The sequence below is a fragment of the Thermoplasmata archaeon genome, assembly GCA_035632695.1.
In the GTDB taxonomy this organism is placed as follows: domain Archaea; phylum Thermoplasmatota; class Thermoplasmata; order RBG-16-68-12; family RBG-16-68-12; genus RBG-16-68-12.
This window is the reverse complement of the sequence record DASQGG010000132.1, coordinates 12,766-35,103: the sequence shown is the minus strand read 5'-3', so window position 1 is coordinate 35,103 and position 22,338 is coordinate 12,766. Positions and strand designations below refer to the sequence as shown.

The following is a 22,338-nucleotide window of genomic DNA, read 5'->3' as shown; positions in this document are numbered from 1 at the left end:
GTCGAAGTACAGCATGAGCCGCGCCCTGACCACCGCGGTCTTGGCTTCCTTCCTGGCCGTGATCCTCCTCGTGCCCGTGACGGGGAACGGGCTCGCGGGGATCGCGTCCGGGCCCACCCGACCCGTCAGCATTGCGCCGCGCTCCTCGGAGACCGTGCTATTCACGAGCCCCGACGTGTTCGGTGTGAGCTACGTCCAGACCATCCATGTCCAGGGAATGTCGGGCACGGTCCGGGTGGCCGTGGAGAAGAACGGCGGGACGCTCGCCAACAAGTCCGTGACCGGCTCGCAATCCGTGGACCTGTCCGTGCAATCCGCTGCCTCGGGGGCTCCGGCGAACTGGTCCCTCGTCTTCACGAACGCGGGCAGCGGCTCGGCAGGCGTGACGTACACGCTCTCGGTGGCCCTGATGCCCTCCCTCTTCTCCACGGTGCCCTTCCTCCTGTTCCTCTACGTCGCCGCGAACCTCGGATGGTGGTTCGGACTTCGGCCCATCCGGGATCGGACGAAGACCGAGGCGCTCTACGCGGGCACGAGCAACGCCGCCCAACTCGACATGGGCGAGCGGGCGTACATCGAATATGCAATGCAGCCCCAGCCTTCGGCGGCCTCCGCGGCCTCCGTGGCGTTCGATCCGCCCCCTCCGCCGCCCACCGCGCTGCCCCCTCCGCCCGTGGCCCCCGCACCCGTGCCCGCGGCTCCGGCCGTTGCGCCGGCGGCGCCGCAGCCCCGACCCACACCCCGGCCCGACACGGCGGACACCTTCGCGGCAAAGGGCGACACGCTCTTCGTGATCCAGGAGTACCCTTCGGCCGTGGCCGCCTACGACGAGTCTCTACGCCTGAACCCGAACTCGCCCCGCGTGCTCCTCGCCAAAGCGGGCGCCTTGACCGCAATGAACGACACGGCCGTGGCGCTGGACACCTACCGGCGCATCCTCGCGCTGGAACCCACGAACGAGACCGCGCTCCGCGCGACCTCCCGCATCCTTGCGGCCCAGAGCCGGTGGCGGGAATGCCTGGAGACCGTGGAGGCCATCCTCCGGCGCAAGCCCAACGACACGTCGGCCCTCGAGCTGAAGGGAGACGTGCTCACGAACCTGGGTCGGCGCCCCGAGGCGCTCGCGGCGTTTGAGGCGGCGCAGGCGCTGGACCCCCAGGACGCCAACCTCCGTCAGAAGATCGAGGAGGTGCGCGTGGACGTGCCCGGGCTCCTGAGCCGCGCCCTGATCGCGTCCGCGAGCGGGAACTACCCCCAGGCCCTGAACCTGTTCGATGACATCCTCGAGGTCGAGCCGAGCAACGTGAACGCGCTCATCGGCAAGGCGGTGGCCTACCGCCGAAGCGGCAAGCCGAACGAGGCCCTGAACTGCCTCGACCTCGTCCTCGACTACCAGCCGAACAACGCCTCGGCCCTCCTGAACCGAGGAAACCTGCTCCTGGAAAAGGGAGACCTGGATGCCGCGTTGGAGATGTTCGACAAGCTCGTCACGATCAGCCCCCAGGACGAGGAAGCGTGGGCCGTGCAGGGCGACGTGTTCCTGAAGATGGGCCGCGACGACGACGCGCTCCGTGCGTTCGCGGAGGCCTTGAAGCTCAATCCCGGCGACGAGGAGATCCAGCAGCGCATCCACGAGCTCGAGTCGTCCCGCGCGGTGTCCGCAGACGTCCTCCAGGACCTCTACACGGTCAAGGGCATCGGGCCCGCCCGGGCCAAGGCCCTCGTGGACGCGGGTTTCCATACCGTCGAGGACTACCAGAAGGCCACGGTGAATCAGCTGCTCGCGGTCAAGGGGATCACGCGGCGGATCGCCGAGGACCTCGTGAAGCACTTCAAGGCGCCCGTGGCGGTCCCGGCCCATTGAGGCTCAGTCGAGGCCGCGGTACTGCACCCGGTAGTACTCCCGGAACGCGCCGGACTTGATCGGCTTCCACCAGGTCTCGTGGGTCCGGTACCACTCCATAGTTTGCCGCAACCCGTCCTCGAACGTCTGCGCGGGTCGCCAGCCGAGGCGCGAACGGATCTTGGTCGAGTCCACGGCGTGCCGCAGCACGTGGCCGGGCCGGTCCGGCACGGACGTCAACAGGCTCGCGGGCTTGCCCAGGGCCTTCAGGATGGCGCTCCCGATCGTCCGAACGTCCCGCTCCTGCCCCGCCCCGATGTTGAAGACCTCGCCCTCGACCCCCTGGGCCGTCAGGAGGAGGTCGAGCGCCGCGCAGTGGTCGTCCACGTGGATCCAATCCCGGGAGTTCCGGCCGTCCCCGTACATGGGCAGCGGCTTGCCCTCCAAGGCGTTCGTCACGAAGAGAGGGATCAGCTTCTCCGGATGCTGGTAGGGCCCGTAGTTGTTCGTGCAGCGGGAGATCACGGCCGGCAGCCCGTACGTGGCCACGTAGGACCACACGAGCCGGTCCGCGCCCGCCTTGCTCGCCGCGTAGGGGGACTTCGGCATCAGCGGGGCCTCCTCCGCGCACGGTCTGTCTCCCGCCTCCCCGTACACTTCGTCCGTCGAGATGTGGACGAGCCGCGGCACGTCCGCCTTGCGGCACGCCTCGAGCACGCTGTACGTCCCCACGACGTCCGTCACGACGAAGGAGCCCGCATCGAGGATGGAGCGGTCCACGTGGGTCTCCGCGGCGAAGTGCACCACGGCATCCGCGCCGCGGACCACGCGGTCCATGAGACCGCGGTCGCACACGTCTCCCTGGACGAACGCGAGCCGCGGGTCGTCCCGGTGGTCCTGGAGGTTCGTCGGGTTGCCCGCGTACGTGAGCTTGTCGACCACGACGACGTCGTCCCGCCCCGCGGCGAGGCGGCGGCGGACGAAGTTGCTCCCGATGAACCCCATGCCGCCGGTCACCACGAGGCGCGCCATGCCCGCTCACTTGAGCTGGACGTCCCAGCGGTAGGGGACGTCCTTCGAGTCGTGGGGGACCCGGAACTCGTCCGGCTGCGCGTAGTCGTAGAGCTCCGTGGGGAAGTTCACGACGTAGACGAGGTCGCCGCCGATCGCCTTGAAGCCGTGGAGCACGAAGGGAGGGATCTTGATCAACATCGGATTCCGTTCGCCGGGGAAGAACTCGTTGATCTTGCCCTTCGTCGGCGAGCGATCGCGCTGGTCGTAGCAGACCACCTTCGCCGCGCCTTGGACGATCACGAAGTGGTCCGTCTGCTTCTTGTGGTAGTGCCAGCCCTTGACGATGCCCGGGTAGGCGATCGTGATGTAGGACTGGGCGAACCGCTCGAACTCGGGCCAGTCGCTCCGGAGCATCTCCATCAGGTAGCCGCGCTCGTCGTGGATCTGCTGGAGGGGCCGGACCTGGACTCCCTGGATGAGGTCCATGCGAACCGACTCGGGCAAGGGGACGTCAGTACATAGGCCTTCTCCCCTCCGAAGGTTTTTGCCCTGTCGAGCGGTGCGCCCCATGGTGGCCAAGGTCCTCGTCGTGGGCGGCGCCGGCCTCCTGGGCCAGCATCTGATCGACGAGGCCGCGCGCCGAGGCCACGCGATCACCGCGACCCATCGCGGGCCTGCCCCCTCACGAGCCGGCCTCCGGTGGGAGGCGCTCGACCTGCGGGACCCGTCGGCCATCTCCGAGGTGGTGCGGCGAACCTCTCCGCAGGTCGTCCTCAATGCCGCGGCCCTGACCGACGTGGACGGGTGCGAGGATCGCCCCGAGGAGGCGTTGACCGTGAACGCTCTCGCGCCGGCCGCGCTCGCCGCGGCGGCCGTGTCCGCGGGAGCGAGGTTCGTCCACGTGTCGACGGACTACGTGTTCGACGGGAGCGGCCCCGCCACGGAGACCACGGTGCCGCATCCCCTAGGGGTGTACGGTCGGACCAAACTTGAAGGGGAGCGGAGGGTCGCGGACGCGGACCGGAACGCCCTCCTGGTGCGGATGTCCGGCGTCTTCGGGTGGAACCGCGTGTCTCCCAAGCCGAACTCCGTCACCCGAATCCTCCAGGCCGTGGAGGCCGGCCAGGAGGTGCGGCTGTTCGAGGACCAGCGGATCACGCCCACGTACGCGAAGACCGCGGCCCAGGCGATGTTCGACCTCTCCGAGCTGGGAGCCCACGGCGTCTTCCACGTCGCCTCGCGGGACTGCGTGTCCCGCTTCGAGATGGGTCAGGCGGTCGTCGAGGCCTTCGGAATCCCGGGCGCCAAGCTCGTCCCCATCGCCATGCGAAGCGTCGCCCTCAAGGCCGCGCGCCCCCCGGCCTCCTGCCTCAGCGTGAAGAAGGTCGAGGAAACGTTAAAGAGGCCCATGCCCGGATTCCGCGCGTGTCTGGAAGACATGAGGCAGACGCGATGAAGGGCCTCATCCTGGCAGGCGGTTCCGGCACGCGGCTGCGCCCGCTGACCCACACGGGGCCGAAGCAGCTCATCCCGATCGCGAACCGCCCGAACATCCTGTACTGCCTCGAGGACCTCCGGGAGGCCGGGATCACGGACATCGGCGTGATCCTGGGCGACAACCAGCCCGAGAAAGTCCGCGAGCTCCTCAAGGACGGCGCGCCCTTCGGGGTGCACATCACGTACGTGGTCCAGGGGGCGCCCCGTGGGATCGCGCATGCGATCGGCTGCGCGGAGGACTTCCTCGCGGGCGGGCCGTTCTGCGTGTACCTGGGCGACAACCTCCTGAAGGGAGGAATCACGGCCATGGTCTCCGAATTTGCGGCGAGCGACGCGGACGCAGGCATCGCGCTCTGCCGCGTGTCGGAACCGGAGCGGTTCGGCGTCGCGGAACTGGACGCGAATGGCCGGGTCGTGCGGCTCGTCGAGAAGCCCAAGGAGCCCACGAGCGACCTCGCCCTCGTCGGCATTTACTTCTTGCGGGAGAGCATCTTCCCGATCATCCGCTCCCTGAAGCCGTCCTGGCGCAACGAGCTGGAGATCACGGACGCCCTGGAGACCCTGCGCCTCCGTGGCGGCAAGGTGAGCGCGCATGTCGTCACCGGGTGGTGGAAGGACACGGGCAAGCCCGAGGACATCCTCGACGCGAACCGGCTCGTCCTCGACGAGCTCCAGCCGCGGATCGAGGGGACCGTGGAGGCGGGCGCGGAGATCAAGGGCCGCGTCGCGATCGGTCCCGGGTCCGTCGTCCGCGCGGGCGCCGTGGTCCACGGCCCCGTCGTGATCGGCCGGGACTGCGAGATCGGCGCGGGCACCTATATCGGTCCGTACACGGCCGTCGGGGATCGCACGGTGATCGAGGTCGCGGACGTCGAGAACTCGATCCTTCTCTCCGACGTGCACTTGGCCACGCACCACAAGATCGTGGCCAGCCTGATCGGCAGCCACAGCCACATCACGGAGGACGAGCACGCCCGGCCCCGAGGCATGCGAGTCGTGCTCGGCGAGCACAGCCACGTGCGCCTCTGATCCGCGCGAGGCAAGTTCTTAAGTAGCGGCTACCCTTGCCAACCCGGTTTCCATGAAGGCGTATCGCATCAGCGGGCGCTTCCGCATGGGCCGTGGCTGGCAGGCCTTCTCCAAGGAGGTCGCCGCGGCCGACGAGGCCGCCGCGCGGGAGCGGCTCCTCTCCGTCCTGGGGAGCCAGCACGGCGTCGCCCGCAAGTACATCGAGGTCTCCGGCGTCGCCGAGGTCCCCGCCGGCGAGATCCGCGATCACGCGGTCAAGTACGCCGTGGAGGCGAAGGCGTGACCGCACCCGAGGCGGAGCTCCGGCGCGGCCTCGCCGTGCTCGACCAGTACCGGGAGCAGCTCGAGTCCCTGGCCCAGCAACAGGAGATCGTCCGGGTGTCCCTCGAGGAGCACATGCGGGCCCGAGAGACCCTCCTCCGCTACCAGGAGGCGGGGAAGGGCGCCGAGGTCCTCGTCCCGGTCGGCGCGAACGCGTTCCTCGTCGCCGAGGTGAAGGACGCCGCCAAGGCGTTCATGGGCGTCGGCTCGGACCTCGTCGTGTTCGACGAGATCCCGAAACAGATCGAGCGCCTCGACGTGCAGATCAAGTCCATCAGCGACGCGGTCGCGGCCATCGGGCAGCGCCTCGCGGAGTTGCAGCGGCGCGCGGAGACCCAGAGCGCCTCCGTCCAGAGCCTGTACGACCGGATCCAGGGGACCCCGGGCGCGGACGGTCCGACGTAGATGTTCAAATCCCTCCGAGAGAAGCTGGCGGCGTGGCGGCAGAAGGCGGAGGCCGAGGTCGTCGCGGAGGCGAAGGGCGAGGGATCGGGCGGTGCGCCACCCCCGGTGACCAAGACCGCGCCGTCGGCTCGGGTCATCGGCGATTCCGGCCGGAAGATCAAGGAGGACAAGCTCGAGGAGATCCTCTACGACCTGGAGATCGCCCTCCTGGAATCCGACGTCGCCTTCCCCGTCGCCAAGGAGGTCGTCGACACGCTCGCGGAGGACCTCCGCGGGAAGCGGGTGGCCCGCGAGGTGTCCGTGGAGACGGGCGTCGAGGCCGCGCTGCGAGACGCGATCACGAAGGCCATGACCGTGCCCACGATTGACCTGTTCGAGGTGATCCAGACCCACCCGAAGCCCGTCGTGATCATGTTCGTCGGCGTGAACGGGACCGGCAAGACGACGACGATCGCGAAGCTCGCGTACCACATCCAGAAGAAAGGCTACACGGCCGTGGTCGCGGCCGCGGACACGTTCCGCGCGGGGGCCATCGAGCAACTCGAGAAGCACGCCGAGGCCATCGGCTTCAAGCTGATCAAGCACGAGGCGGGATCCGACCCTGCCGCGGTCGCCTACGACGCCGTGGAGCACGCCCGCGCGCGCAAGCGCGACGTGGTCCTGATCGACACGGCGGGCCGCATGCAGACGAACACGAACCTCATGGACCAGATGAAGAAGATCAAACGGGTCGCGGAGCCGGACCTGGTGCTCTACATCGGGGACGCCCTCGCCGGGAACGACGCGATCGAACAGGCGAAGCAGTTCCACGAGGCCGTGGGCCTGGACGGGATCGTGCTCACGAAGATTGACGCGGATGCGAAGGGGGGAGCGGCCCTCTCCATCGCCCGGACCATCGGGAAGCCCGTCGTGTTCGTGAGCACGGGGCAGGGCTACGAGGACATCCGCCGGTTCAACGTGAAGTGGATGGTGGACCGCCTCCTGTCCCCCGCGGAGAAGGAGGCGTAGGTTGGCGGTCCACGGCCTGCTCGAGAAGAACCAGGTCGTGGAGTTCCCCGTGCTGCAGCTCGCCTTGGCGGCCGTGAAAGCGCGTGTCGACCCGCTGACCGTGCGGTCGCTCGGGTCCGCGGGCCAGGATGAGGATGTGCCCCTGCTGGAAATCCGCGGGCCGCCCACGGAGTTCCGCGTGCGCGTTCTCACGGACAAGCCCGACTACCTGGACTGGCTCAATGCGGCCCTGCTCCGGGCGGGGGTGGTCGAGCCCGTCGGCCTGACCGCGGTCGCGCGGCGTCTCGCGGAGTACGAGGACATCGTCCTCGGCGTGGACACGAACCTCCTGTATTCCTGCGTCCTGGGGGAACACCTCCTCGAGGAGTTCCACCGCATCCACGCGCGGCCGTACAAGGAGACCGTGAACTGGATCCTGCTCGTGATCCCGGGCGTCGTGATGCAGGAGTTGGAGAACGCCGCGAACCAGAAGAAGGGCGGAAATCTCACCCACGCGGGCCGCATGGGCTACCGCGCGCTCCAGGAGATCACCACGCTGAAGCGCACGGAGGCCTTCCAGGGCATGAGCGTGCTCGTCGTGGGCCAGACGAACCCCGAGCAGCTCCGCCTCTCCCCGGACGGCCTCACGATCCTGAACGCGGACTCCCTGATCCGGGACCAGTTCAAGGCCTTCCTGCGAGGGATCGAGTTCCGGAAGGGCATCTTCTTCCTCACGATGGACAAGACGAACGCCTCAATGGCGGCCGCGGAGGGCCTCAGCGCGCTCCGCATCCAATATCCCCGCCGACTCCGGAAGGGCGATGAGGCCTCCATGCCCAGGGAGGAGACCGTCCTCTTGGCCCGCGTCCTGTACGAGCTCGCCGTGGAGTTCGGCCGGGCGAGGGTCGCCTGGAACGATGCTGGCGCCCACCATCTGGATCTCGAAGGCGCTTGGACCTGGAAGTCCATGGAGCATTGGGAGGCGTTCCAGCTCCTCGGCTCGGACCGGGATCGAGGGTTCGACAAGATCATGACCCGCTACATCGGGGGACGCTTCGACCTCCGCCGCATCCTCGACGTGTGGCAGGAGCTGTCCGACGCCCTCGCCGAGTGACTACGCTGCCGCGGGCACCCATCCGAACCGTTTCCGGAACAGCCAGACGAAGTTGGAGAACGCGTCGCTGAAGCTCCGGATCTTCTTCCTCCCGACCCGCACCCGGTAGTCGATGGGGATTTCCGCGTACCGGTAGCCGCGGAGGAGGACTTCGGTCTTGAGCTCCTCCGAGAACGGCATGCCGTCGTGGACCACGTGGATGTCCGTGAGGAGGTCGCGCCGGAACGCCCACATGCCGGACTGGGAGTCCTGCATGGGGAACCGATAGAGGACGCGGAAGGCGACGTTGAGCATCGTGTTGCCGAGCCGGTGCATGCCCGTCATCGCATCCTCCGAGAGGCGGCTCATCCGGTCGCCCGAGACAAAGTCCGCTTGACCCGCCTCCAGGAGCCGGAGGAAGTCCGGGAAACGCGCTCCGGGATAGGTCAGGTCCGCGTCCAGGGTACAGATGTAGGTCCCGCACGCCGCGGCGAATCCCGTCTTGTAGGCACGGCCGTAGCCGCGGCGTGGCTCGGAGACCACGCGCGCACCCTTGGACGCCGCGATTTCCTTCGTGCGGTCCCGGGAGTCCGTATCGACGGTCAGGATCTCGAGGTCTCGCCCCGCTAGCGCCCCTCGGACCTCGTCGATCACGGCCCCGATGGAAGCCTCCTCGTTCATCGTGGGGATGACGACGGAGACCTCGACCATGCCGCGCGATTCGACCCCCTTCGTATAATGCTTTGCACCTTGCTACGCGGATCGTTCGCGGCCGAAGAGTTTGTACGCGCCGTACCCAAGGAGGGCCGTGAAGAGCCGAAGCAGGCTCCAGAAGTTCGTCTTCTGGCGCACCATCTCGAACGGTCGGTACGCGCCCCACAGGCTCCCGTGCTTCAGGGTAAGCTGCTTGCGGCCCACGCCGTTCCAGAACGCCTGCCGCAGGAAGTCGAAGTACGAATCCCGGGTGCGGTGGTAGACGATCGCGTTCGTGCGGAAGGCGATCGGGTGGCCCGCAAGGACGGCGCGGAGGTTCAGATCGATGTCCTCGGCGGTCACCATCCACCCGTCGAATCCACCGATTTCCTTGAGGACCGACTTCTTGTACGCCAGGTTGGAGGAGGGATACGTGACGTCCACGCCGCGGACGATGAGCTCGACGCGCTCGAGGTCCTCGAAGGGCCGATAACCGATTTGGATGCTCCGCCCTGCGACCACGTCCGCCGTCTTGAGGCCCTCGCGTAGCTCGTGAATCCAGAACGGATTCGCGATGGCGTCTCCGTCGATGAAGGCAACCGCCTCTCCACGAGCCACGCCGATTCCGAAGTTGCGTCCGGCACCGCGGGTGCCGCCGCGGAAGAACAGTCGGACGAAGTCGTACTTCTTCTCATACTGCCGCACGATGTCCGGCGTGCCGTCCTCGCTGCTCGAGTCCACGACGACGATTTCAATGGGCGGTTCCTGGACGACGAGACTGTCGAGGAGGTGGGCGATGTTCCTCGCCTCGTTGCGGACCGTGGTCACGATGCTGATGAGCACCGCCGGGGCCAAGGGGAGGTCGCGTTATGACCGTTTCGGGTGGGCGTGCAGGAACGAGATAGATACGAGATAGAAAGCCGCGTCGGCCGAGGCAGACACTCGCCCAAGCCGCGTAGGTCCCGGTCATGGTAGATGCTGGGAAGCGGCGTCGGCGCGCGTGCGTTCGTACAGGGCCTCCAGGTGCGGCATGCACGCGTCGGGGGAGTGCGCAAGGGATTTCCGCAGCGCCCCCTCCGAGAGGCGTCGGTAGAGCGCCTCGTCCGTCGTGACCTCCTGGAGCGCGTGGCCGAAGGCATCCACGTCGAAGGGAGGCACGACCCGCCCGCACCCTGAGTCCACCAGCTCGTCCAGGGTGGGAACCTCGAAGGTGACCACGGGAAGACCCAGCGCGAGTGCTTCGAGGGCCACGTACCCGAACTCTTCGGATCGACTTGGCATGGCTAGGACGGTGGCATCCCGCATGATGTCCCGGGCCCGATTGAGATCCACGCGCCCGTGCATCCGGACCGTTGCGTCCGCCGTCGGTCCGCGCAAGAGGCCTGTGGCCCGGGCATCGGGCGCGCCGATGAAATCGAGCTCGAACGGGATCCGGTCTCCGAAGGATTGCAGCGCTTTCCCCAGGAGGTCGAGCCCCTTGCGCGGCGCACCGAGATTCGCAGAGGAGAAGAGGACCCGCGGAGTCTCGGGCAGGGTCCGGGGCACCCCGCGTCCTGCCAAAGAGAGGATGGGAGGAACCCACGACGCGTCCCAACCGCGCGTCGAAAGCTCTCGGGCAAGGCGCTGGCTGACCGCTGCGACGGCAGCGCAATGCCGGAGCGCTTCGCTGTCCAGCCGGTAACCGGTCCACGACTCGGCGATCTCCCAGAGCACCTGACGCGTGCCGTAGGAGCGCATCGCAATGCTCGCGCGCCACCGGGACATGAGCCCATGTGGCGTGTGCCACGCCGTCCACACGGTCGGGACGCCTAGGTCCACCGCGAGCATGTCGGAGGAGACGATGTGGGCGATGTCGGGATGCAGCTCACGGAGCCGCTCCCGCAACCAAGCCGACCGGGGTCGGGCCAGAGCGCTCGGGACGATTCGGTCCGTCGCGCGGCGGCGCCTCGGCGGGGATTCCGGGATCAGGACCTCGACCTCGTGGCCGCGAACGGTGAGGGCGCGCCCGAGCTCGGTGACGTAGGTGCTGATGCCGGAAGGGCCCGGGCCCCCCGCGGCGATGGCGATGCGGTTCCCGTGACGGTTTCCAGGATGGGACGGCCCCGAAGCCACTCGCGCAACCCCGTCAGCGCACGGGAAGGAGCTTGTCCTTGAGATGGTTTCGGTCGATCCAGGAAACGATGAGTTCGTCCCGGTGGATGTCCATCCGCTCCCAGTCCTTCCGGTACGGGTAGTGCTTCATGAACAGGGCCATTGCGAACGCGATCGGGATGAGCGGATAACTCCAGCGGGTCCAGATCTCCACGAACCCGAGGCGGAATCCGTCCCGGAGGGCCTCGATCCTCCGCCGCAGCTGGGCGATGACGGTCGTCCTTCGGGGATCGGTCCGCTTCCGGACCGCGGAGACGCGTTCCGACTTCGTGAGCCATCCCTTGACCGCCAGGCGGTATCCGAGCAGGCGGTCCTCGTAGTGCTGGAGGGGCGCATAGCCGCCGACCTCGGCGTACATGGCGCGCGGGACGATGAAGAAGCCGTGGCACCAGAAAGCGCGCCGTGCCCCCGTGACCGCGTCCGTCTCCAAGACCTCGTGGTAGAGTCGTTTGGCCTCGGGGAGGGCGACCACGACATCGTCCGTGTCGACATGATGGATCAGGTAGTCGCCGTGGGCCCCTCGGGATGCAACGTCACGGGCCTGTCCCCGGTTCGACTTCCGTGTGAGGAAGACGTAGCCGTGCGCGAGGCACCAGGACCTCAGCCAATCTCCCGAGCCATCCGCGCTGCCCGCGTCGACGACGACGACCTCGTCCTCCTCTCCCACGTTGCGGAGCAGCGAGCTCGCCCAACTCTCCACGGTCCGGATGGAGTTGAAGTTCGTCACGCAGATGCTGTACTTCTTCGTCATGCCGCGCGCCGCCGGCGAAGCGACTCGAGTGAAGACACACGAACCTCCTCAGAGGTCGTCCCACGTCTCCGCGACCTTCGGAGTCGCACCTCGGAGCCAGCGACCTTTAATAAGCGGCCTCCGACATTCGCGAGCGCGGACCATGGCGCGCATCGTCACGATCGTCGGTACGCGCCCTGAGATTATCAAGATGGCGCCGGTGGTCAAGGCCCTGGACGGGCTGGACCACGAACACGTCCTCGTCCACTCCGGGCAGCACTACGACCTCCTCATGGACCGCGTCTTCTTCCGGGACATGGAGCTCCGCGAGCCCGACCACCGCTTCGAACTGCGCGAGGAGTCCCCGCCGCTCCAGGTGGCCACGACGATGCGGCAGGTCGCGGACGTCGCCGACGGCGCGGACCTCGTCGTCGTTCACGGTGACACGAACACCACGCTCGCGGGCGCGGTCCTCGCGAACAAGCTCCAGCGCCCGCTCGCCCATGTGGAGGCCGGCATACGGTCCTTCGACCGGAGCATGCCCGAGGAGATCAACCGCACAGTCACCGACCTGCTCTCCGACCTGCTGTTCGCCCCGACGCCCACGGCGGTGGAGAACCTGCGCCGGGAGAACGTGACCCAGGCGATCCACGAAGTGGGGAACAGCGTGGTCGACGCCCTGATGCAGAACCTGCCGGTCGCCGAGGCGCGTTCGCGGATCCACGATCGCCTCGACCTCCGTCCGCGCGGGTATCTGCTGCTCACCTTCCACCGAGCCGAGAACGTGGACCGCCCGGAACCCCTGGCCCGCGCCCTCACCGCGTTCGAGGCGGCAGCCGAGGAAGCCGGCCTGCCCATCGTGTTCCCCATCCACCCCCGCACCGCGCGGCGCCTGCAGGAACTGGGCCTCGAAGGGCGCGCGTCCGCCCTGCATGCCCTGCGCCGGATCGAGCCCGTGGGCTATCTCGACATGCTCGCCTTGGAGAAGGAAGCCGCCCTCATCCTGACGGATTCGGGCGGACTCCAGGAGGAGGCGTGCTTCCTGCACGTTCCCTGCGTGACCCTGCGCGAGAACACGGAGCGACCCGAGACGCTGGACATCGGCGCGAACGTGCTCACGGGGACGAACCCCGCGCGCGTCCGCACCGCGGTGCGCAAGCAGCTCGCCGCCCACCGGTCCTGGCCCAACCCGTACGGCGACGGCACGACCTCGGCGCGGATCGCGGACATCGTCGACGCCTTCGCGGGTCGATGACCTATGCGCATCTTGATGCTCGTGTCAAACGACGTGGTCCACGACACGCGCGTCCTCAAGGAGGCGCGTGCCCTCCGCGACGCCGGACACGAGATCGCGTTCATCGGGTGGGACCGTTCCGGGCGTGGGCCGGCCGAGAGCTCGTGGGACGGCATCCGGATCCGCCTCGTGCGGACCCGCGGACTCCTTCGCCTCGCCGCGCATGATGCCCTCCGCAACCCGTTGTGGTGGCGCATGGCGGCACGACTCGCCCTGCGTGAGCCGTTCGATGCGGTCCACTGCCATGACCTCGACACCCTTCCCAGCGGGGTGCGGTTGAAACGGAAGACCGGCCGCCCCCTGGTGTACGACTGCCACGAAGTCTTCGGATACATGATCGAGGAGGACATGCCGGGGTTCGTGGTCGCCGCGGCGTTCCGGCTCGAGCGGCGCCTCGCGCCGCAAGCGGACCGCGTCATCGCGGTGAACGAGGCGGTGAAGCGGTACATCGACGGGGTGACGGGCCGAGACTCCGTGCTCGTGCAGAATTGCCAGGAGCTCCTCGTGACGGGGTATCGACCGCCGACGGCGGCCGCGTTCACGGTCCTGTACGTCGGGACGCTCCACAAGAGCCGGTTCATCCTCCCGGCCATCGACGTGGTAGGCTCCATGCCCGACGTCCGCCTCGTGATCGGGGGCACGAAAGCCCTCGCGGCGGAGGTCGCGGCTCGATGCGCCCAACACCCGAACACGACGTACCTTGGGCCGGTGCCCAACGAGCGTGTGTTGCCCCTGACCCTCGATGCGCACGCGGTCCTGTCCATGTTCGATCCCGCCCTGCGGATCAACCAGGTGGGGTTCCCGAACAAGATTTTCGAGGCCATGGCCGCGGGCCGTCCAGCCATCGTGACCGAGGGGCTTCCCATGTCCGACCTCGTGCTCCGGGAATCCTGCGGGCTCGCGGTGCCGTACACGACCACGGGCTTCCGGTCCGCGATCGAGCGTTTGCGGGGCGATCCCTCCCTCGCCGATCGCCTAGGCCGAAACGGGCTCGAGGCAGCCCGGCGAACGTACAACTGGCAGGCGGAGTCCCAGAAGCTCGTGGCCCTGTACGAGGGTCTCGGGGCGTGAGGCCCATTCCCACGACAGTGGGACCAGGCGATCCTCGTCCGTCGAACTTCTCGCGTCAGGCTCCGCGGAGGCGGTGCGACCCCAGGCCCTTGACACGTTTAAGTAGTCCCGAGAACTCACCGCGCGTTCAATGCCGTTGCGCGCGCAGTACCCCGTGACCTGGGTGCGGGCAGGCCAGGTCGATCCCCGCGCGAAATGGTTCACGGCGATCTACGACGAGATCCGCCTGCACATTCCGACGCACCTGATTCGCCTCTTCTACGCGCCGCTGCCCTCCCTCGCACCGGCCCTGTGCCGCCTCCAGATGAGCGTCCTCGAGCGCCGGGACCGGATCACGCATATCCCCACGAACGCGTACCACTTCCTCCTGCGGAGGCGGGCGCGGTGCCCGACCGTGATCTCGTGCTACCACGTGGGGCCGCGGAAGACCATGGTGCCCCTCGAGCTCGCCGACCGGGTCCTGGTGAGCGCGCGCCAGCTCATTCCTGGGCTCGAGGCGTTCGCGAAGCTCCCGCACCCGCCCGAGGTCGTCTACCTCGCGGTGCCTCCCAGCTACCGCCCGGCGGAGGTGCCGCGGGAGCCCCACCAGCTCCTCTACGTGGGCACGGAGCAGAAGCGAAAGAACGTCGAGGGGCTGTTCCGGATCTTCGCTCGGGTGCTCAAGGAGCATCCCGCGACCCTCGTGAAGATCGGGAAGCCCGGCCCGGAACGGCCCCGGCTCTCGGCCTTGGCCCGCGAGCTCGGAATCCAGGACCACGTCGTATGGCGGGACTACGTCCCCGAGGAGGAGCTCGTGCGGCTCTACCAGACGTCCACGCTCGCCGTGGTCCCCTCCTTCCTCGAGGGGTTCTCCATGCCCTGCCTGGAGGCCATGTCCACGGGCTGTCCCTTGGTTGCCTCGAACCTCACCGCGATCCCGGAGATCGTGGGCAACGGCGGCCTGCTCATCAGCCCGAACGCCGAGGACGAGTGGGCCGACTCCATCCTGCGGATCCTCCAGGAACCCGCGTTCGCGCGCGAGCTCGCGGCACGCGGCGTGCAGCGCAGCCGTGACTTCTCGCCCCAGAAGAGCGCCGAGCAGACGCTCCGGATCTACCGCGAGGTGTGGCAGGACTGGGGGGGACGGTGAACGGCCCCAGCCGACGTCACCCGGGACTATCGCCATGAGACGTACGACTACTGGCGGTACGCGGCCCGGGATTGGCAGTGGTTCGAGGGAATCTTCCGCCGCATGCATCCCATGCCCCCGGTCCTGGACATCGGCTCGGGGCTGGGGTTCTTCGTGGAGTGCTGTCTCCACCACGGCGTTCCCGCGGTAGGGCTCGAGCTCTCCAAGGAGGGGACCCTAGGGAGCGCACGAAGGCAGCTGCCCGTCGTGCGTGCCGACCTGTCCCTACCGTTCCCGTTCCGCGACAACGCGTTCGGCACCGTGTTCGCCCACCACGTGCTCGAGCACCTGCCGCCGGACACGGAGCGTCGCGTGCTCCGGGAGGTCCGCCGGGTCCTCCGGCCCGGGGGGTTCCTGTTCGCCGTGTCGCCGAGCACCCACCATCCCCGGGCGCGGGATGACCCGGACCACATCAACCTGTTCACGATCCCCCAGCTGGACGCGGAGCTGCGCTCCGCGGGGTTCCAAAGAGTGAGTTTCGACCTCAACTTCTGGCATCCCTTCTGGGATCCCGCGCTTCGCCTCGGGAGAGTCTCGGTGTGGGCGGGAGCCCTCCTGTGGAAGGTTGCGCCCTGGGAGCGCCGCGTCGGCGTGATCACGGCCCTCGCGTGGAAGTGAGGCGTGCGCTCCCGCGACCGCGGCATCGCCGCGCCCCAGGCTCGAAAGGTATTAGTGAACTCCTCGGCGTGCCGGGGTCGTCCCTTCTCGGGCTGGGTCTTCCGTGAAGCCAATCCGCGTCGCCCTGGTCTACCTGGACGACGCGTCGTTCGTCCAGCGCGACCGCGCCATCCTTGGTTCCGCGTTCGCGGTCCGGGACGTGCCCTGTAAGGGGAAGCGGGCCATCCCCCGGATTATCTGGTCGGTCCTCCGAAGCGACGTGGCGTTCTGCTGGTTCGCCCTGGACCACGCCTACGTCGCGTGCCGTGCCGCCCGGCTAGCGGGGAAGAAGTGCGTCGTGATCGTCGGCGGGCTGGACGCCGCCAAGCGACCCGATCTGGGATACGGGGCGCACCTGGACCCTGGGATGAGCCGCCGGACCGCGTACACGATCGCCCATGCGGACCGCGTCTTGCTCGTCGAGGACCACCTGCGCGACGAACTGGTCCGCAACACGGGCGTCGCCCGTCCCGACTTGACGACCGTCCCCCTCGGTTTCGACACGGACTGGTTCAGTCCCGGCCCCGGACCCCGGTCCGGCGTCCTGACCGTCGCCATCGTGAACGACGTAAACGTGTCGCGAAAAGGCCTGGACGTCTTCGTCGAGACGGCCCGGAGGCTCCCCGACCTTGCATTCGTCCTCGTCGGCGGCCGCGACAACGCGGCCACGGAACGGCTCCGCGCCGGGGCGACGCCGAACGTGAGGATCCTCGGACGCATCCGCGACGAGGAACTCCGGGAGGAGTTCCGCCGCGCCCGCGTGTACGTCCAGCTGTCTCGGTACGAGGCGTTCGGGAGCGCGCTGGGGGAGGCGATGGCGTGCGGCTGCGTCCCGGTGGGCACGGATGTGGGCGGCATCGCCGCCCTGATCGATGGAACGGGTCGGCTCGTGCCCGTCGGCGACGTGGATGCGACCGTGCAGGCCATCCGAGAGGCGGATGCGGCCGGAGACGGGCTGGCGGCCCGCCGGAGAATCGTCGCGCAGTACTCCATCGACCGACGGCGTCGCGCGCTTGCCGAGGTCATCGAATCCCTGGTCCCCCGCTAGACCCAGGATCGCGGCCTCCCGGGCCCGCTGGATTCCTTTGTCAATGCGCGTGCGTTGACCCCGCTACGCTTTTATAGCCATCACCACTTTCCGCGTCCCTGTCCGACCTGTGTCGGACATCAGAAGGATAAGGATGGGATGGGTAGTCGTGCCGCCCTTCAGCGCTGACCTTCCCCCGCGCAGGTGAGGACCTTGTTTCTGAAAGAAATCGAGATGGAGAACTTCAAGTCCTTTGGCCGCAAGATCACGGTCCCCGTCCTCCAGGGCTACACCGCGATCACGGGCCCGAACGGCTCCGGGAAGAGCAACATCTCGGACGCGATCCTCTTCGTCCTGGGGCCGAAGAGCTCCAAGGCCATCCGCGCCGGGAAGCTCACGGACCTGATCTGGAACGGGGGCAAGGCGAAGAACCCCGCCGGGTACACCCAGGTCAGCCTCGTCTTCGACAACGGGGACCGCGGGATCCCCCTCGAGGCGGACGAGGTCAAGCTCACCCGGTACGTGGGCCTGAGCCCCTCCGTGGACGGCGGCTACAACTCCTACTTCTACATCAACGACCGGAAGTCCTCCCTCGCGGAGTTCGACCAGCTCCTGGCGCACGCCCGCATCTCCGCGGAGGGATACAACATGGTCCAGCAGGGGGACGTCCAGAAGATCTGCTCCATGACCTCCGTGGACCGCCGCCGGATCCTGGACAACATCGCGGGGATCACCAAGTTCGACGACGACATCGGGCAGGCCGAGACGAAGCGGCGGGAGACCGAGGAGAACCTCGAGCGGATCCGGATCATCCTGGAGGAGATCGACAAGCAGCTCCAGCAGCTCGCGGTGGACCGCGAGGGCGCACTCAAGTACAAGGAGCTGAACGAGCGCCTCACGGAGGCGAAGGCCCAGCTCGCGTACAAGAACCGCGAGCTCATCGAACGCCAGATCGTCGGCACGAAGGAGCAGATCGCGAAGCACGAGGGCGACCGGGAGAAGCTTCTGGCGCAGAAGGAGGAGTTCCGGAAGAAGCTCGAGGAAGCCCAGGGCCGCCTGAACGAGCTCGAGCAGAAGATGGCGGACCGCGGCGGCGAGGAGGCCAAGCAGCTCAAGGAGAAGCTGGACGGGCTCCGCGTGGACCGCGCGCGAGCCTCGGACGGCATCGAAGCCTCCAAGGAGACGCTGAAGCAGCTCAAGTCCGACGCGGCGGACGCCGCGAAGGAGCGGTCCAAGGTCCTCAAGGAGATCGAGGCCCTCGAGCGCGAGCGGGAGAGCGTGGAGAAGCGCATCGGCGAACTCGACGCGGCCGTCAAGATGGTGGATGCGGACCTCCACGAGGTCGACGAAAAGGCGTCCAAGAGCGACGCGAAGGTCCTCACGATCCAGAAGGAGATCATCGCCCTGAGCAAGCAGATCGACGAGATCGAGGAGAAGCTCAAGGGCATCGTCCTGGAGGGCGACCGCGCGAAGGAATCCATGGAGCGTCTGTCGTCGGAGATCGCCCAGCTCGAGGAGACCCGCAAGGGGTACCAGGTCGAGTTCGACGACGCGGACTGGCAGCTCAAAGAGCTGAAGTCCCATTCCAAGGAGAGCGGGAAGGGGTTCCAGAAGCTCCAGCAGGAGTTCCACGAGAAGCGGAACGAGGAGGCCCGGCTGTCCAAGGAGCAGACGGAGCTCCAGCAGGCGATCCTCACGCTCACGCGGCAGTACGCGCAGCTCAAGGCGGAAGCCGACGTGGCGGAGAACATGCGCCGCGGGTACACGGCCGCGGTGTCGTCCATCCTCGAGGCCCGCGACACGGGCACCCTGAAGGGCGTGCACGGGACCGTAGCCCAGCTCGCGCACGTGGACCCCAAGTACGAGACCGCCATCGTGACGGCCGCGGGCTCGCGGATGCAGGCGATCATCGTGGACGACGACAGCGTCGCGGCGGCCTGCATCGACTACCTGAAGAAGAACAAGGTCGGCCGCGCGACCTTCCTGCCGCTCAACAAGATGCTCGTCGGGAAGCCGAGGGGCAAGGCGATCCTCGTGGCCAAGGAGTGCCTGGGGATGGCCATCGACCTCTGCCAGTTCGACGAGAAGTACCGGGACGCCTTCTTCTACGTGTTCGGTGACACGCTCGTCGTGCAGACCCTGGACGAGGCCCGGAAGTGGATGGGCGGCGTCCGGCTCGTGACCCTAGGCGGGGAGCTCATCGAGGCGAGCGGCGCGATGATCGGGGGCGAGGCGGAGAAGTCCTCCCTCAAGTTCGGCCCGCGGTCCGCGGACGAGCTCGAGAAGGTCTCCGAGAAGCTCCGGGAGGCCCAAGCCCAGGCGGAGCAGGTCGGGACGCGCCTCGAGGAACTGCGCCGCGAGATCCTCGAGCTCGAGGGCCAGCTCAAGGATTACGGCGGCAAGACGGGCGTTGCCGAGGTCAAGCTCGGCGCCCTCGAGGCGAAACGGAAGGAGTTCGCCACGAAGCTGACCGGGAACGAGAAGGACCTCACGGACCGCAAAGGGCGGTTCGCCGAGGCCGGGACGACGGCCAAGCGGATCGCGGAGGATCTCGAGAAGTTCACGCACGGCCTCGAGTCCCTGAAGGCGAAGCGGGACGAGCGCAAGAAGGCGGTCATCGACTCGACCCCGCAACAGATTTCCTCGCGGATGAAGGAGCTCATGGCCAAGCGGAGCGCGTTGGCCGAGGAGCTGAGCCAGAACACGTCCAAGCTCGACGCCATGGGGACGCAGCTCCAGGTGCTCGGGGACCGGCGCACGGAGATGGAGACCCGGGCCGCGAATCTCGAGACCCAGCGGAAGGACCACGAGGGCCGCATCAAGACCTTTGAGGAGTCCCTGGGACGGCTCGAGAACGAGATCCGCGCCCTGGAGAAGATGGAGGCCCAGCTCGGGAAGAAGATGAAGGACCTCCAGGATGCGCGGGACGCGGCGTACCGGGAGAAGACGGACCTCGAGGGCGACCTGGACAAGCTCGCGCACAAGGTCGAGACGAAGGACGACTTCATCCTGAAGATGCAGACGGAGCTCAAGGTCGAGGAGGACCAGCTCGCCGAGGCGGACCGCGTGATGAAGGAGATGGCCGTCGAGATCAAGGAGGAGAAGCTGCCCTCCCTGGAGACGCTCAAGCAGACGATCTCCGAGTGCGAGACGGGGATCGGGGCCCTGGGGAACATCAACCTCCGGGCCCTCGAGGACTACGACGCGCAGCAGGCCCGGCACAAGGAGCTCGATGAGGACCACAAGCGCCTCGAGGGGCAACGCCAGGAACTCATGAACCTCGTCGCGGAACTCACGGAGAAGAAGAAGGAGGGCCTGAGCAAGGTCTTCGTCGCGATCAACGAGAACTTCAAGAAGGTCTACGGGGAGATCTCGGAAGGCGGCGAGGCCGAACTCGTCCTCGAGAGCGATGCGGAACCCTTCACAGGCGGGCTCATCGTGAAGGCGCGACCGCCGAACAAGAAGGTCCTCCGACTCGAGGCCCTGTCGGGCGGGGAGAAGTCCCTCGTCTCCCTCGCGTTCATCTTCGCGATCCAGGAGTTCGACCCCTCGCCCTTCTACCTGTTCGACGAGGTGGACCAGAACTTGGACGCGGTGAACGCGGAGAAGGTGGCCCGGATGATCCGCAACAACGCCTCCACGGCCCAGTTCCTCCAGATCTCCCTGCGCAAGGTCACCCTGAAGGAGGCGGACCACATCGTCGGCGTCACCATGACGCCCGGCTCGACCTCCGAGATCATCATGCGCGTGAACCTCGCGGAGATTGAGGACGAGAAGCCCTCCGCGGAGGTGCCCGCATGAGCGAGACGTCCCAGGCGATCCTGAACCACCTCCTGTTCCACAAGTCCCTGATCAGCGAGCAGGACGGCGGGGAGCGGATCAACCGGTACCTGTCCATGCTCCGCGAGGTCGACCAGGGGCTGCACGTGGCCGTCCGCGACCCCTTCGAGAAGTCCGTCGTCGCGGCGTTCGAGCTCGTCCTGGAGCGGCAGATGGACCCGTGGGAGATCGACCTGATGGAGTTCACGAAGCTCTTCCTGAACAAGGTGCGCAAGGACGGAGTCGTGAACTTCGTGACCGCGGGGAAGCTCGTGTTCCTGGCCTGGTCCATCCTCAAGCTCCAGAGCGACAAGGTCCTCCTGGCCGCCCAGCCTCCCGAGGCGGAAGGCCCCGGCGACGGCTGGGACCTCGACCTCTACCGGGACCCCGAGGACCTGGACTACAACCAGCTCATCCTGGACGGCGCCAAGATGCCCCTGAACGAGGCGATTCGCCGGGAAGGTCGCCGCGCGGTGACCCTCATGGAGCTCATGGACGCGTTCGACGAAGCGCGCCGCGAGGCGGAGATCCAGGTGCAACTGAACGCGCTGCGCGAGCAGGCGATCAAGCGCTTCGCCCCGAACTTCCACCAGAAGGTCCATGGCGAGGACCTCACGGAGGACATCGGCCTCACGTGGGGGCGCCTGACCCAGTTCAACGGCGACCCGATCCCCCTCCGAGCCCTCGTGGCCGGGAGCGTCTGGGACGAGGTCACCGTCTTCATGGCCCTCCTGTTCTTGGCCCAGCTCCAGAAGGTGAAGCTCTGGCAGAAGGAGTTCCCGCACGGGGAGATCTTCGTGAAGCGGCTGTCGACCGAGGAGACGATCCCCGCGGACGAGCTCCTGGCGATCCCCGCCCTGGCTCATGGGAAGCCGGAGGCCGTCCGGGCGTCCTCGCCGGGGGTGGGCGCGTGAGCGACCGGGGCATCGTCGAGGCCGCGTTGTACTCCGCCGGCCGTGCCCTCACGATCGAGGACCTCATCCGGGTCACGGGCTTCGACGAAGGGGTCGTCAGGGAGCACCTCCGCGCCCTCGCCCGGGAGTACAAGAAACGGGAGAGCGCGCTCGAGGTCGCGCAGATCGGCACGCGATGGACCATGCAGATCCGGCAGGAGTACACGGAGCGCGCGCGGACGTTCGCGCCGCCCGAGATCGACCGGGACCTGCTCAAGACCGCGGCGCTCATCGCCTACCACCAGCCCATCCTCCAGAGCGATCTGTTCGACATGATCGGAGAGAAGGTGTACGAGCACACGAGGGCCCTCGAGGACCTCAGGCTGATCTCCCGCAAGCCGAGCGGCCGCTCCCTCGAGCTCACGACCACGCGCTACTTCGCCGAGTTCTTCGGCCTCAAGACGACGAACCGCGAAGGGATCCGCAAGATCATGGCGGACCGGGCGGGCATCGTCTACCGCGAGAAGCCCGCGGAGACCGAGGCGGCCGCGGCGGCGCCCGAGACGCCGCCGGAAGGGCCTTCGGCGCCCGAGACGACGGCGCCCGCGCCCCCGGCCGAATCACCCCCGATAACCACGAGCTAATT

General features: G+C 67.8%; 21 protein-coding genes. 15 read left to right on the top strand and 6 right to left on the bottom strand.

Annotated features, from left to right (window positions below; translation table 11 throughout):
- The coding region (locus tag VEY12_08660; protein HYM40195.1) for a tetratricopeptide repeat protein at nucleotides 1-1,864 on the top strand (1,864 nt) is incomplete at its 5' end.
- 3 nt (nucleotides 1,865-1,867) lie between these two features.
- Here VEY12_08660 and rfbB read toward each other — a convergent pair.
- Nucleotides 1,868-2,875: a dTDP-glucose 4,6-dehydratase gene (rfbB, locus tag VEY12_08655; GenBank protein HYM40194.1), complete on the bottom strand. Its 1,008-nt coding sequence runs from the start codon at nucleotides 2,873-2,875 to the stop codon at nucleotides 1,868-1,870.
- A 6-nt stretch (nucleotides 2,876-2,881) separates the two neighbouring features.
- Nucleotides 2,882-3,343 (bottom strand): dTDP-4-dehydrorhamnose 3,5-epimerase family protein, encoded by a 462-nt coding sequence (locus tag VEY12_08650; protein HYM40193.1) that lies wholly within the window; start codon nucleotides 3,341-3,343, stop codon nucleotides 2,882-2,884.
- A gap of 85 nt (nucleotides 3,344-3,428) precedes the next feature.
- On the opposite strand from VEY12_08650, the gene rfbD reads away from it, so the two are divergent.
- From rfbD to VEY12_08620, 6 genes are read left to right on the top strand one after another with little or no spacing between them, the layout of a single operon-like run.
- Entirely contained in the window at nucleotides 3,429-4,313 is an 885-nt protein-coding gene (rfbD, locus tag VEY12_08645; protein ID HYM40192.1) for a dTDP-4-dehydrorhamnose reductase, read from the top strand.
- Nucleotides 4,310-5,383: a glucose-1-phosphate thymidylyltransferase gene (locus VEY12_08640; protein HYM40191.1), complete on the top strand. Its 1,074-nt coding sequence runs from the start codon at nucleotides 4,310-4,312 to the stop codon at nucleotides 5,381-5,383. The genes rfbD and VEY12_08640 overlap by 4 nt, the downstream gene beginning before the upstream one ends.
- Before the next feature lie 52 nt (nucleotides 5,384-5,435).
- Nucleotides 5,436-5,666, top strand: coding sequence for a 50S ribosomal protein L18Ae (rpl18a, locus tag VEY12_08635; protein ID HYM40190.1), 231 nt, complete (start codon nucleotides 5,436-5,438; stop codon nucleotides 5,664-5,666).
- Entirely contained in the window at nucleotides 5,663-6,109 is a 447-nt protein-coding gene (gene pfdA, locus VEY12_08630) for a prefoldin subunit alpha (protein ID HYM40189.1), read from the top strand. The genes rpl18a and pfdA overlap by 4 nt, the downstream gene beginning before the upstream one ends.
- Nucleotides 6,110-7,117: a signal recognition particle-docking protein FtsY gene (ftsY, locus tag VEY12_08625; protein HYM40188.1), complete on the top strand. Its 1,008-nt coding sequence runs from the start codon at nucleotides 6,110-6,112 to the stop codon at nucleotides 7,115-7,117. It begins immediately after the preceding gene.
- 1 nt (nucleotide 7,118) lies between these two features.
- Complete coding sequence (locus tag VEY12_08620) at nucleotides 7,119-8,210, top strand: PIN domain-containing protein (protein ID HYM40187.1); 1,092 nt, start codon at nucleotides 7,119-7,121, stop codon at nucleotides 8,208-8,210.
- Here VEY12_08620 and VEY12_08615 read toward each other — a convergent pair whose 3' ends face one another.
- The 4 genes from VEY12_08615 to VEY12_08600 form a co-directional block, all read right to left on the bottom strand.
- The gene (locus VEY12_08615) at nucleotides 8,211-8,900 is read right to left on the bottom strand and encodes a glycosyltransferase family 2 protein (GenBank protein HYM40186.1); all 690 of its coding nucleotides are present in this window, start codon (nucleotides 8,898-8,900) and stop codon (nucleotides 8,211-8,213) included. It abuts the gene before it with no gap.
- A 42-nt stretch (nucleotides 8,901-8,942) separates the two neighbouring features.
- On the bottom strand, nucleotides 8,943-9,725 hold the full coding sequence (locus VEY12_08610) for a glycosyltransferase (protein ID HYM40185.1): 783 nt from the start codon (nucleotides 9,723-9,725) through the stop codon (nucleotides 8,943-8,945).
- Nucleotides 9,726-9,848: 123 nt separating this feature from the next.
- Entirely contained in the window at nucleotides 9,849-10,994 is a 1,146-nt protein-coding gene (locus VEY12_08605; protein HYM40184.1) for a glycosyltransferase family 4 protein, read from the bottom strand.
- Nucleotides 10,995-11,007: 13 nt separating this feature from the next.
- Entirely contained in the window at nucleotides 11,008-11,784 is a 777-nt protein-coding gene (locus tag VEY12_08600) for a glycosyltransferase (GenBank protein HYM40183.1), read from the bottom strand.
- A 142-nt stretch (nucleotides 11,785-11,926) separates the two neighbouring features.
- On the opposite strand from VEY12_08600, the gene wecB reads away from it, so the two are divergent.
- From wecB to VEY12_08560, 8 genes are all read left to right on the top strand, one after another.
- Complete coding sequence (gene wecB, locus VEY12_08595; protein ID HYM40182.1) at nucleotides 11,927-13,018, top strand: UDP-N-acetylglucosamine 2-epimerase (non-hydrolyzing); 1,092 nt, start codon at nucleotides 11,927-11,929, stop codon at nucleotides 13,016-13,018.
- A gap of 15 nt (nucleotides 13,019-13,033) precedes the next feature.
- Nucleotides 13,034-14,128 (top strand): glycosyltransferase family 4 protein, encoded by a 1,095-nt coding sequence (locus tag VEY12_08590; GenBank protein ID HYM40181.1) that lies wholly within the window; start codon nucleotides 13,034-13,036, stop codon nucleotides 14,126-14,128.
- 130 nt (nucleotides 14,129-14,258) lie between these two features.
- A complete protein-coding gene (locus tag VEY12_08585) occupies nucleotides 14,259-15,257 on the top strand; it encodes a glycosyltransferase family 1 protein (GenBank protein HYM40180.1) in 999 nt (332 codons plus the stop codon).
- Between the two features lie 90 nt (nucleotides 15,258-15,347).
- Nucleotides 15,348-15,914, top strand: coding sequence for a methyltransferase domain-containing protein (locus VEY12_08580; GenBank protein HYM40179.1), 567 nt, complete (start codon nucleotides 15,348-15,350; stop codon nucleotides 15,912-15,914).
- Between the two features lie 103 nt (nucleotides 15,915-16,017).
- The gene (locus VEY12_08575; protein ID HYM40178.1) at nucleotides 16,018-17,001 is read left to right on the top strand and encodes a glycosyltransferase family 4 protein; all 984 of its coding nucleotides are present in this window, start codon (nucleotides 16,018-16,020) and stop codon (nucleotides 16,999-17,001) included.
- A 192-nt stretch (nucleotides 17,002-17,193) separates the two neighbouring features.
- Entirely contained in the window at nucleotides 17,194-20,781 is a 3,588-nt protein-coding gene (gene smc / locus VEY12_08570) for a chromosome segregation protein SMC (protein ID HYM40177.1), read from the top strand.
- Nucleotides 20,778-21,713, top strand: a complete 936-nt coding sequence (locus VEY12_08565; protein ID HYM40176.1) for a segregation/condensation protein A — start codon at nucleotides 20,778-20,780, stop codon at nucleotides 21,711-21,713. Before smc ends, VEY12_08565 begins: the two co-directional genes overlap by 4 nt.
- Nucleotides 21,710-22,336, top strand: a complete 627-nt coding sequence (locus VEY12_08560; GenBank protein ID HYM40175.1) for an SMC-Scp complex subunit ScpB — start codon at nucleotides 21,710-21,712, stop codon at nucleotides 22,334-22,336. The genes VEY12_08565 and VEY12_08560 overlap by 4 nt, the downstream gene beginning before the upstream one ends.
- Nucleotides 22,337-22,338 lie beyond the last annotated feature (2 nt).